We start from the raw sequence: 11131 nt of genomic DNA on the forward strand, positions 1-11131 counted from the left end.
TATTATATTTTTCCAACACTCTCCTACATTTATTCAAAATTTACTTTAAAATAAAAAAAAGCAGCCTAAAGCTGCAAAAAAAAGATCATCCGAAGATGATCTTTAATAATATTATTCTTGAACTGGTGCACCTACTGGACAAACATTAGCGCAGTTTCCGCAATCGATACAAGTATCTGCATCTATAACGAATTGAGTATCTCCTTGTGATATTGCATCTACAGGACACTCAGCAGCGCATGCTCCACAGCTTACACATGTGTCTAATATTTTGTATGCCATAATAAAACACCTCCTAAAATGTTGGTATAAAAATACCATATTTATATTATCATATTTCTGCTAAATTTTAAAGTATTTAATATCTCTTTTAAGCATATTTAGCCTATTCTAGTAAAATTAGAATTGCTATGCTAAAGAATACCCCTATACCGTATTAAAAATTTATTTTTAATTATCTTTTATTAGATTTTTAATTAATGCTTTATCCGCTTCATCAGTAATTTCTAATCTAATGTTTGTATCCTCAACTTCACCTTCATAGCTACCAGAGATTAATTTTACATCATACATTTTAAAATCTTGTATAATCTCTTCATTTTTTCTTGGTAATTTAACTCTTACTAATTCCTTTAATACGTTGTTACCTACTACTTCACCTTTTCCAAGTTCAGTCTCAACTACAGATCCTACTCTAGGAAGTTCTTTTCTTATTTCTTCATATGTGCTTTGCTCATAATTTAAACAACACATAAGTCTTCCACATATTCCTGATATCTTAGTTGGATTTAGTGATAAACTTTGTTCCTTAGCCATTTTTATTGAAACTGAAGCAAAGTCTCCTAAGAATGTAGAGCAACAAAGAGGTCTTCCACATGGTCCAAGTCCACCTATCATTTTAGCCTCATCTCTAACCCCTATTTGTCTAAGCTCTATTCTTGTCTTAAATATAGTTGCTAAATCTTTTACTAATTCTCTAAAGTCAACTCTACCCTCTGCAGTAAAGTAGAATATAACCTTATTATTATCAAATGTATACTCTACATCTATTAGTTTCATTACTAAATTATGTTCTTCTATCTTCTTTAAGCATATTTCAAAAGCCTCTGTCTCTTTAGCTTTATTCTCCTTATGCTTATTTATATCTTCCTCTGTAGCTAATCTTAATACAGATTTTAATGGTGCAACGATATCCTCTTCACTAATTTTTCTTATACCAATTACACATTCTCCAAATTCAATACCTCTAGCAGTTTCAACAATTACATTTTGACCCTTCTTTATCTCTATACCATTAGGACCAAAGTAATATATTTTACCAGCTTTTTTAAATCTGACTCCTATTACTTCTATCATTTTTATTCCTCCAATATACTAATTAGCATACTATCTAAAGTTAGCCATAAATTAGTATTACTTTTTAAATTATTTCTGGCCTCATTAACTACTTTTATTATCCTATTTAATTTATTATAGGATAAATTGCTAGCTATTTCTCTAATATCATCTATTTTATCTCCATTTATTATGGACAAGTTGTTTTCTATTTCCTTAAATATAATTGAGTCTCTGGCAAAAATAGTTATGGTCTCTAAGATTTCCTCTTCGTTACCCTTCATGCTATAAAATTTATCAGAATATTTTATAGGAACTTCTATTTTCCCATGCCCAATATCTTTTAACATTTCTATAACCGTATTTCTTATATCCTTAAAAATATCATCATTCATGAATTTATCAACTCTTCCTGGGATACCTTCACTAAAAGATATAAGAGTTCTATTTAATTCATCATCTATTCCATTATACTTTTTAGATATATATAAATTAATTTCCTCTTTACTAAGAGGTGCTAACCTATGTATTTGACATCTAGATCTTATAGTTTCTAATATAGAATCAATATTACTACTTAAAATTATTATAAAAATACCTGTAAGAGGTTCTTCTATGGTCTTTAATAAAGCATTTTGTGCTGCAACTGTAAGCTTTTCTCCATTATGAATTATTATAACCTTTCTATCACATTCATAAGGTTTTTTATTTGCCTCAGCTATAATATTTCTTACTAAATCAACACCAAAAGAGGCCTTTTCAGATTTATAATGAACAATATCTACATGTTCTCTCTGTGATGGTATTCCTAAAATCTTATAAGCAAATTCATCTGCTAAAAGACTTTTTCCTATTCCATCCTCACCAATAATTAAATGAGCATGGGAAAGTGCATTTTTACTTACACTTTTACTAAATCTATCTCTAACTTTATTGTGACCTATCATTTATGCACTTTCCTTTCTATTTTAAATCTTTATAAATTTATCTACATCAACAACAAATATTGTAGCTCCTCCAACCTGCACTTCCATAGGATATGGTATATACACCCCACCTGGTTCTGAAACACTTGCAGATGAACTTACAACGCCCTTTCTTGTCTCACATATATCTTTTATTATACTTATAACATCATCAACCTTTTCTTTTTGAACCCCAGCTAAAAGTGTAGTATTTCCTGATTTTAAAAATCCACCTGTTGTAGCTAATTTAGTTACACTATAACCTTTCTCATTTAACGCATCAACTAAATCTAAAGCATCATCATCCTGAACTATAGATATTACTAATTTCATAACACGTCCTCCTCACATCTCTACCCTAAATTCAAATTTATGTTTTAAATAATTATATCATTATTTACAACCCTTAACCAAACCTTATTATTGCTTTAATTTCATAAGTTATATAATTTACTTTTTATTTAAATTTAATATTTTTAATAGCTAAATTATTTTATGCTCTTTATGCCAAAACCAGCTAAAATAACTCCTACTATAGTAAGAACTTTATGTACTCCATATGTATCTATATCAGAAACCGCTAAGTATATTCCTACTAATATTATTAGAAATCCAATAAAAGTTAACTTTAATGCATTTTTCATATTATTTTCCCCCAGATTATTTAGAAGTTTTTCTTATTACATCACATATTTCACTTATGCATTCTTCTAAATTGTAATTATTATATTTTTTAATTATATTGTTATTTAGTAATTTATCTTCACTAAAATCTTCATTATCTGCTAAAAATCTTCTGCACATCTCATTATAATTAGGACTTTTCTGTTCTCTCTCTCTTTTTAATGCTCTTTCAAGTCTAACCCCATCATCTAAGTCTATGTAAAGTGGTACTAATTTCTCATCTCCAAAATATTTTCTAAACTCAGAATAAGCCTCTAAAGTTACAATAACTATATAATTATTTTCTTCTAAGTTTATTTGTCCATCATCTACAGTTAGGTAATACCATTTTCCGTGAACAGTATCATAAACTCTACATTCTATTATCTTACCTTCTCTATTAAAATCATCTAGCTTTTCCTTATCTATAAAGAAATATTCCACTCCATCTGTTTCATTATTTCTTTTAGGTCTAGTTGTATATGTAACTATAGTTTTTAAATTTAAATCTTCAACCTTATTTATCTCTTTTAAAATCGTATCCTTACCAGAACCACTTTTCCCCATTATGCAAAATATTTTACCCATAACTACTCCAATCTATATAAACACATTTTTTCTCTAACATATATTAAATAAATTCTATAAAACTCCTTAAAAAGTCTTATGTAATAATTTTAATACAAGGATTATTATATCAAATAATCTTCTAATCCGTTTATTTAATAAATTAAAAAGGTTGTACCAAAATCTTATAAATAAAAAATACTTATTATATTCTTTATTTAACTCCTAACTTCGATACAACCTTAATATATTCTTTAAGTATTTACTTATTCTTTATTACCTTAACTTTTTTATCCTTTATTCCTATTAAATCTACCTTGCTTTTCATATACTCATTAAGCAATTTAATATGTCTTTCTTCTATTATTTCGCCCATTATTAGCATAGGGACTCCTGGTGGATATGGAACTATACTCTCTGCTACAATTTTACCTACAGCATCATTTATATTAATTCTTTCATATTCTAAATCCAAAACTTCAAAAGGTTCTAATTTTTTCTCTGGTAAATCTGTTAAATAAAAATCTATTTCTTCATCTTTAAGACAATTTATATCACAAGATTTTAAAGCATCTTTTAAAATTTTAAAATCTTCTTCAGTATTAAATGGTGACGGTATTAAAACAACATTTTTATTATCACTCATTTCACACTGTATATTTTTACTTCTTAAATAATCTAATAGTTTATTCCCATTTAAATTTTCCCTTAAGTTTAGTACTATTCTACTGTTATCTATCTTAATATCATTTATCTTAATATTTTTTTCTAACCCATTAATTAAAAATTCCTTATCTAATATTTTAAAATATGATAAATCCTTAATATCATTTTTAAAATCCTCTATAATCTTAAACAAGGTATTATATGCCTCTTCACCATGTTCTTCTAAAAAGTTTCTTGAATAATCTAAACTCATCATAAACATATATGAAGGGCTAGTACTCATAAAAATATTTTTATAAAATTCTATTTCCTCAATAAAATCCTCATTGTTAACATGCATCCAAGCAGTCTGTGTTAAACTTGGTAAAGTCTTATGAGCACTCATTACAACTATATCAGCCTTTAGTTCTTGTACACTTTCAGGCAATAACTTGTTAAATCCAAAGTGTGCTCCATGAGCTGAATCTATTCCCACTTTTAAATTTGCCTCTCTAGCTATTTTTATAGTCTCATCTATATTAACTCCTACGCCATAATAATTAGGGTAAGTTAATATTATTCCTTTTAAATCTTTATTTAAACTTATTTGCTCTTTTAAATGATTTAAATCAATTCCTACTGATGCTTTTAGTTTTGAATGAAATATATTATTTATAAAAACTGGTTTTAATTTTCTCATTATTATTCCATTCATTATACTTTTGTGACAGTTTCTTTCTACTAAAACTTTATCTCCTTCTTTAAACAAAGAAAATATCATTATTAAATTTCCACAAGTACTTCCATTAACTAAAAAATAACTCTTTTTACTTTTATATAAATTAGAAAGTTTATCCTCAGCTTCTTTAATTATTCCCTCTGGATGCTGCAAGTTATCTAATCCTTCAACTTCAGTTAAATCACCTTGTAAAAGTATTTCTTCAAATCCCTTAAAGCCTCGTCCATTCTTATGACCTGGCATAGAAAAAGGTACTATTTCTTCTCTTAAGTACATTGATATTCCATTAATTATAGGAATATTTTTCAAAGTTAACCACTCCTCTGTTATCCTAATTTTTTCTTATAAACTTCTTCTTTTAATCTATTTTTATAAAACTCATAGAATTCACTATTAATATCACAACTTATAGCTTTTTTCTCACATTCTGTGCATATTAATTTTCCTCTTATCATTATACCATGACCCTCTTTGCCACAAATTATACAAATTGACTTATTCATAGATAACACTCCTTAAATTTCTGTTTTTCTATATTTTTTCCACATAATATTTTTCTATACATAATTTAGTAGGAAAAATATTTAAGTAAATAAAAAATTAATATTTTTTCTATTGTAGCACAAACTAATCCTATAAATATTTAGGAGGTTTTTTCAATGAGACAGGAAGTTATTTCTTATTTATCTACAGAAAAAGAAGCTCTCTTTAATCTTTGTAAATTTCTGCATGATAATCCCGAAGATAGTTACAAAGAATATGACGCTTGCAAATATATATGTAATTTCCTAAGAGATAGAGATTTTGATGTAAGAGAAAAATTTTTAGATTTGGATACTGCTTTCTATGCTAAGAAAGGAAATGGATACCCTAAAATATGCTTTTTATGCGAATATGATGCTATTAAATCTAAGGGAGGACATATAACAGGTCATAATCTTCTTACTACTATATCAATTACAAGTGCCTTAGGATTAAGCAAGGTAATTGAGAAGTCTGGTGGAACAGTAATATTAATAGGATGTCCTGGAGAATATTTAGGTGGAACTAAGTCTACTTATGTTAGACAAGGTATTTTTGATGATATAGATGTGGTATTAACAGCTCACCCAGATATAGTAACCTCTGAAAGTGGTACTTCAAAGGCAATTATACCTTTAAAAGTAACTTTTAAAGGTCATGATGGATTAAGTTTCTTAGATTTTGATAGTTTTACATCTTTAGATGGTACTATGCTAACTTTTAATGTAATAAACGCTTTATCTAAGGGCTTCTGTAAGAAAGCTAACATACACACTATTTTATCTCAAGGAGGCGTTACACCTCTTCTAAGACCTGTTGAATCAGAAGGTAAACTATATATAAGATCAGAAAGTACAAAAACTGCAAAATGTATAGAAAATAAAATAAGAAATATTGTTGCTTGTATTTCTGACACAATGAACTTAGAAAGTTGTGTTGAACTTTATGAACCACCTAATGAAGAGCTTTTATCTAATCAAATATTAAATAGACTATATAGCCATAATTTAAAAGAAAATGGCATAATAAACATAGGAAAACCAAGAGATATAGATGCTGGGCTTTCATTAGGAACTGTAAGTCACAAGGTACCTTGTATTCATCCTTATATAAACATAGTTGATAATGTAAATATTGACTATGGAACTAAAGAATTTGCAGATGCAACAATGTCATCCTTTGCTCAAGAACAAGCACTTTCAGCTTCTTATGCCCTTATTTCAACAGCCTTAGATCTTATAGAAAGCGATTTTCTTCTTTCAGAGGTTAAAGAAACCTTCAATATGTCTAAGGAAAATTTATATTAAAAAAAGAGAGTCAAAAGACTCTCTTTTCTTAAATAGCTAAATTTTTTTCTAATTTATCAACAAGTGTTTTACTTGGCTTAAAATAGAATTTATTATATCCATCACCATTTTTATATATACAACAATAATGACCTGTTCTATCTAATAAACTACACACATATTTCTTACAAGAAGAAGTTTTAAAATCCTTTGCTTCTTTAGAATAATCTTTACCTAAATAAACAATGTTATTTAACTTTATGTTCTCTAAAGTTGATTGCTTATTAGCTTTCACCTTATGAATCATTAGTTGATTAGCTACTATGGAATATTTATAACTTGTCTTACATTTTCTATACTCTCTAAAGAATATAACTAATGTTAAAACTAGAAATATTGGATCTGTTATTGTCTCTGCATTAAAAGACTCAAATTTAATACTGCCAAAAAAATTAGATAGGCTTATAGCTAGGCTCATGCAAACTATACTAATTACAATAGCTACATCCCTTCTTTTTTTGACAACTTCCTTATGCATAGTGCCCATTTAAAAATCCCCCGACTTTTAATATTATAAACAAAACACATTATACTAATTTTCAAAAATTAATTCTACTTAGATAAGTGTAAAATTTTATTGATTTCAATCTTAATTGCTCATATTTAAAGTTTATAGTAATTGTATTGCTTGTACCTCTTTATTTCTATTACTTTCTTTGTTATATCTAAGCTAATTATAAAAATTATCTTGATTTTATTTTAAATAACTTGTTTAATGATAATTGAAACAAAATATAACTTAATGCTTTGGGAGGGAGAAAATGATTCAGATATATAAATCTTTAAGTGAAAATGATGGGACTTTAAAGAAAATTGCTTCCCTTGAACCAGGTTGTTGGGTTAATATAATAGCACCTTCTCAGGAAGAATTACTTCTTATTTCTAAAAAAACAGGAGTTCCTTTAGAATTTTTAAGAGCACCTTTAGATGATGAAGAAACTTCTCGTATAGAAATTGAAGGAGATTTTATATTAATAATAGTCGATATTCCTTTTACAGAAATGGAGGATAACTCCTTAACATATGATACTTATCCATTAGCAATAATTCATACAAAAAATGAATTAATTACTGTATGCTTAAAAAATAGCAAGGTATTAACCGACTTCTCTTCAAACAAAGTTCGTAATTTTTACTCATTTAAAAAATCAAGATTTATTTTACAAATTCTAAACAGAGTTTCTACATATTATCTTTTATATTTAAGACAAATAGATAAAAAAAGTATTATGATAGAAAAGCGTCTTCATAAATCAATGAAAAACAGAGAGTTAGTACAATTGCACTCATTAAGTAAATCCTTAGTATATTTCTCAACGTCATTAAAATCTAATGAAATTACATTAGAAAAGATGTTAAAACTTGATGTTATTCAAAGATATGAAGAAGATAAAGATGTTTTAGAAGATGTAATAATAGAAAATAAACAGGCTATTGAGATGACTGATATTTATAGTAATATTCTAGGTAGTACCATGGACTTCTTTGCTTCTGTTATTTCTAATAACTTAAACATAGTGATGAAAGTCTTAGCTTCAGTTACAATCCTTATGTCTACCCTTACAGTTATCTCTGGTATATACGGAATGAACTTTGACTACTTACCACTATTACACCATCCATATGGGTTCCATATAATAATGACTTTATCTGTAATACTTTGTGGTTTAATAGCATTTATATTATATAAAAAAGATATGTTTTAAATTTATCTGTAACCCTAAAAATATTTTTGCATATAATTAACTAAAAGATTATTGAGAGCAATTTATGCTCTCTATTTTTTTAGGAGGTTTTATGGTGAAATTTCAAAAATTAAAAATTGGTGATACTATAGGTATTGTTTCCCCTGCCAGTGGAGATAGTGCTGATGTAATAAACTATAATATATCTTCATTTAAAAATCTCGGATTTAAAATTAAAGAAGGAAAATATTTAAGAAGAAAAAATGATTATCTAGCTGCTTCTGACAAAGAAAGAGCTGAAGATTTAATGGAGATGTTTAAGGATAAGGAAGTTAAAGCAATAGTAGCTTATAGAGGTGGATATGGATGTATAAGAATGTTACCCTATTTAGATATGGGAGTAATTAAAAGAAATCCTAAAATTTTATGTGGCTATAGTGATTTAACAGTTCTCTTAAATTACTTATCTCAAAAGACAGGCTTAATAACATTTCATGGTCCTATGATAAATTCTAAAATTAGTTCAGATGAAATAACTAAAAATAGCTTTCTATCAATGCTTACTGATGATAGAAATTTAATTAACATATCTGCAAAAGATTTTAAGGTAGAAAATAAGGAACTTTTTAGAGGTGTTCTTTGTGGCGGAAACCTAACTATGATATGCAGTACCTTAGGAACTCCTTATGAAATAAATACTAGAAATAAAATTCTCATGATTGAAGATGTAAATGAAGAGAATTATGCTATAGATAGATACTTAATGCAATTAAAACTTTCAGGTAAACTAGATTCTTGTAGAGCTTTTTTAATAGGACATTTCACCCCATATAATCCAAAAACAATAAATACTATACTTTCTATACTATTATCATATAAAAAACCAATTATATATAATATGCCTTTTGGTCATGACTATCCTAATATAACCTTACCAATAGGATCATCAATTCTTTTCGACATAGCTAAAGATAAACTAATAATAAAATATTAAATGTTTCTTATGATTAATAGGAGAGTCAATATTCTAGCTAAGGATAAACTAATATCATAACCATCAATAAAACATGTAGATTGCACTAAGGCTATAAGAATTTATTAGCTACCGCATAAAATGTACTTTTATTTATAATAAAGTTTAAGAGTAATAAAGGAGAGATTTCTAGCTACTGCATAACATTTACTTTTAATCTTTAATGAAAAAAGTGGATTTATAAAATATAAATCCACTTAATTCTTAGTGTTTGGAATAAAATTTAGTGTGTATATGTAAATTTCTGCAAAGCAAAAACCTCAGTAAAGTTACTGAGGTTTTTTATGGAGGCGCCACCCGGATTTGAACCGGGGAATAAAGGTTTTGCAGACCTCTGCCTTACCACTTGGCTATAGCGCCACACTGGTGGCTCGAGCAGGAATCGAACCAGCGACACGAGGATTTTCAGTCCTCTGCTCTACCGACTGAGCTATCGAGCCTTACCACCAAAGAACATTTGCTCTTCACAAGTATTAATTATATAGATATATATCTAATATGTCAATACATTTTTTAAAAATTTTATGATTTTTTTTATAAAAATATATTTATTAGATTAATATATAGTAAAAAATACATTATGAAGTCATTAAAAACTCCTTTTTCTAATAATATTATTAATTTAACTTAATAATATTATTTTTATGTGATAAAGACTAGCTCATATTCAAGTAATTAATAAATTCACTATCTTTCAACTTCAACTATACTATATTATAATCTTATAAATCAAAATTGTTCCTTAATTTTAAAATTTTTTATTAGAAATTTTTTAAAACTATCTACAAGTAAAGGAAGAAAGAATTCATCAACAGAAATTTATAAGATTGATAATATTACAAATAATACTGACATCCTAAAAAAGCATTAAAGATAATAAAAGCAAAAAAATATTAAAGTTATTGTATTAACATTTAAAAGTTAACCCAAATTATCTATATAATAATATAAATTATAAAAGGTAAAATAATTTATCTACATTTAATACTATGAAGTTATATTACTAAATATATTTTTATCTTATTTTTAATCTAAGTATGTTTTTAAACTTAATTTAAAACTTAAACCTCCTAAACTTAACTTCACAAGCTTTGGGCATGAATTTAAATATTACAAATCTTATTAAAAACAATCTAAACTCTAATATAATAATACAACTTGCTATAGGACAAGTATTACGACTCAAAAGTTATCCACAAATATATTTTATATTTTAATTGAATAAATTCTGTGGATAATTTTTAAAATAAAAATATCCACAGGAAAATCTAATTTTAAAAATTAAACCTTTCATGTGGATATTATAAAAATTACAAAATAAAAAAGCTTGAATTAAAATTCAAGCTTTTTCTTACCTAGCGACCATCTACTCTCCCACACAGTCTCCCGTGCAGTACCATCGACCGTTAAAGGCTTAACCGTCGTGTTCGGAATGGGAACGGGTGTTACCCTTAAACGCATCATCACTAGATTTGGCTCCTCGAAGAGGACTCGAACCTCCAGCCTATCGGTTAACAGCCGAGTGCTCCACCATTGAGCTATCGAGGAATACTGACCTGGCGACCACCTACTCTCCCACACAGTCTCCCGTGCAGTACCATCGGCTTCTAAAGGCTTAACCGTCGTGTTCG

General features: G+C 27.4%; 12 protein-coding genes, 3 tRNA genes and 1 rRNA gene. 3 read left to right on the forward strand and 13 right to left on the reverse strand.

Going from position 1 to position 11131, the window contains the following annotated elements:
- Nucleotides 1-111 precede the first annotated feature (111 nt).
- The 8 genes from QP548_RS15885 to QP548_RS15920 all read right to left on the reverse strand — a co-directional run bounded on the left by QP548_RS15885 (nucleotide 112) and on the right by QP548_RS15920 (nucleotide 5417).
- Complete coding sequence (locus tag QP548_RS15885) at nucleotides 112-282, reverse strand: DUF362 domain-containing protein (RefSeq protein ID WP_003452217.1); 171 nt, start codon at nucleotides 280-282, stop codon at nucleotides 112-114.
- A gap of 168 nt (nucleotides 283-450) precedes the next feature.
- On the reverse strand, nucleotides 451-1356 hold the full coding sequence (locus QP548_RS15890) for a PSP1 domain-containing protein (protein ID WP_003452261.1): 906 nt from the start codon (nucleotides 1354-1356) through the stop codon (nucleotides 451-453).
- Between the two features lie 2 nt (nucleotides 1357-1358).
- A complete protein-coding gene (locus QP548_RS15895) occupies nucleotides 1359-2282 on the reverse strand; it encodes a DNA polymerase III subunit delta' (RefSeq protein WP_003452235.1) in 924 nt (307 codons plus the stop codon).
- 21 nt (nucleotides 2283-2303) lie between these two features.
- Nucleotides 2304-2633, reverse strand: a complete 330-nt coding sequence (locus QP548_RS15900) for a cyclic-di-AMP receptor (protein ID WP_003452209.1) — start codon at nucleotides 2631-2633, stop codon at nucleotides 2304-2306.
- A 155-nt stretch (nucleotides 2634-2788) separates the two neighbouring features.
- On the reverse strand, nucleotides 2789-2944 hold the full coding sequence (locus QP548_RS15905) for a hypothetical protein (RefSeq protein ID WP_003452252.1): 156 nt from the start codon (nucleotides 2942-2944) through the stop codon (nucleotides 2789-2791).
- A gap of 16 nt (nucleotides 2945-2960) precedes the next feature.
- A complete protein-coding gene (locus QP548_RS15910) occupies nucleotides 2961-3551 on the reverse strand; it encodes a guanylate kinase (protein ID WP_003452204.1) in 591 nt (196 codons plus the stop codon).
- Nucleotides 3552-3792: 241 nt separating this feature from the next.
- The gene (locus tag QP548_RS15915; protein WP_061429254.1) at nucleotides 3793-5223 is read right to left on the reverse strand and encodes an aminotransferase class I/II-fold pyridoxal phosphate-dependent enzyme; all 1431 of its coding nucleotides are present in this window, start codon (nucleotides 5221-5223) and stop codon (nucleotides 3793-3795) included.
- 17 nt (nucleotides 5224-5240) lie between these two features.
- Entirely contained in the window at nucleotides 5241-5417 is a 177-nt protein-coding gene (locus tag QP548_RS15920) for a sigma factor G inhibitor Gin (protein ID WP_003452260.1), read from the reverse strand.
- Nucleotides 5418-5573: 156 nt separating this feature from the next.
- Here QP548_RS15920 and QP548_RS15925 point away from each other — a divergent pair, with 156 nt between their 5' ends.
- Nucleotides 5574-6743: a hypothetical protein gene (locus QP548_RS15925; RefSeq protein ID WP_061429255.1), complete on the forward strand. Its 1170-nt coding sequence runs from the start codon at nucleotides 5574-5576 to the stop codon at nucleotides 6741-6743.
- Between the two features lie 28 nt (nucleotides 6744-6771).
- On the opposite strand, the gene QP548_RS15930 is transcribed toward QP548_RS15925, so the two are convergent.
- Entirely contained in the window at nucleotides 6772-7269 is a 498-nt protein-coding gene (locus QP548_RS15930) for a hypothetical protein (protein WP_060795058.1), read from the reverse strand.
- Nucleotides 7270-7543: 274 nt separating this feature from the next.
- On the opposite strand from QP548_RS15930, the gene QP548_RS15935 reads away from it, so the two are divergent.
- Together QP548_RS15935 and QP548_RS15940 are read left to right on the forward strand one after the other, a co-directional pair.
- Nucleotides 7544-8488: a magnesium transporter CorA family protein gene (locus QP548_RS15935; RefSeq protein WP_061429256.1), complete on the forward strand. Its 945-nt coding sequence runs from the start codon at nucleotides 7544-7546 to the stop codon at nucleotides 8486-8488.
- A gap of 91 nt (nucleotides 8489-8579) precedes the next feature.
- Complete coding sequence (locus QP548_RS15940) at nucleotides 8580-9461, forward strand: S66 peptidase family protein (RefSeq protein WP_061429257.1); 882 nt, start codon at nucleotides 8580-8582, stop codon at nucleotides 9459-9461.
- 324 nt (nucleotides 9462-9785) lie between these two features.
- Here QP548_RS15940 and QP548_RS15945 read toward each other — a convergent pair.
- The 4 genes from QP548_RS15945 to QP548_RS15960 all read right to left on the reverse strand — a co-directional run bounded on the left by QP548_RS15945 (nucleotide 9786) and on the right by QP548_RS15960 (nucleotide 11048).
- Nucleotides 9786-9860 (reverse strand) — tRNA-Cys (locus QP548_RS15945).
- A 4-nt stretch (nucleotides 9861-9864) separates the two neighbouring features.
- Nucleotides 9865-9940 (reverse strand) — tRNA-Phe (locus tag QP548_RS15950).
- A gap of 913 nt (nucleotides 9941-10853) precedes the next feature.
- A 5S ribosomal RNA gene (gene rrf / locus QP548_RS15955) occupies nucleotides 10854-10971 on the reverse strand.
- A gap of 2 nt (nucleotides 10972-10973) precedes the next feature.
- Nucleotides 10974-11048, reverse strand: a tRNA-Asn gene (locus QP548_RS15960).
- Nucleotides 11049-11131 lie beyond the last annotated feature (83 nt).

This window comes from Clostridium sp. UMB9555A (genome assembly GCF_030222355.1).
In the GTDB taxonomy this organism is placed as follows: Bacteria; Bacillota; Clostridia; order Clostridiales; family Clostridiaceae; genus Sarcina; species Sarcina perfringens.

Excerpts from the sequence above, each read along its gene's own strand:
- QP548_RS15885 (WP_003452217.1), bottom strand. The coding sequence starts at position 282 with ATGGCATACAAAATATTAGACACATGTGTAAGCTGTGGAGCATGCGCT.
- QP548_RS15890 (WP_003452261.1), bottom strand. The coding sequence starts at position 1,356 with ATGATAGAAGTAATAGGAGTCAGATTTAAAAAAGCTGGTAAAATATAT.
- QP548_RS15895 (WP_003452235.1), bottom strand. The coding sequence starts at position 2,282 with ATGATAGGTCACAATAAAGTTAGAGATAGATTTAGTAAAAGTGTAAGT.
- QP548_RS15900 (WP_003452209.1), bottom strand. The coding sequence starts at position 2,633 with ATGAAATTAGTAATATCTATAGTTCAGGATGATGATGCTTTAGATTTA.
- QP548_RS15905 (WP_003452252.1), bottom strand. The coding sequence starts at position 2,944 with ATGAAAAATGCATTAAAGTTAACTTTTATTGGATTTCTAATAATATTA.
- QP548_RS15910 (WP_003452204.1), bottom strand. The coding sequence starts at position 3,551 with ATGGGTAAAATATTTTGCATAATGGGGAAAAGTGGTTCTGGTAAGGAT.
- QP548_RS15920 (WP_003452260.1), bottom strand. The coding sequence starts at position 5,417 with ATGAATAAGTCAATTTGTATAATTTGTGGCAAAGAGGGTCATGGTATA.
- QP548_RS15925 (WP_061429255.1), top strand. The coding sequence starts at position 5,574 with ATGAGACAGGAAGTTATTTCTTATTTATCTACAGAAAAAGAAGCTCTC.
- QP548_RS15930 (WP_060795058.1), bottom strand. The coding sequence starts at position 7,269 with ATGGGCACTATGCATAAGGAAGTTGTCAAAAAAAGAAGGGATGTAGCT.
- QP548_RS15935 (WP_061429256.1), top strand. The coding sequence starts at position 7,544 with ATGATTCAGATATATAAATCTTTAAGTGAAAATGATGGGACTTTAAAG.
- QP548_RS15940 (WP_061429257.1), top strand. The coding sequence starts at position 8,580 with ATGGTGAAATTTCAAAAATTAAAAATTGGTGATACTATAGGTATTGTT.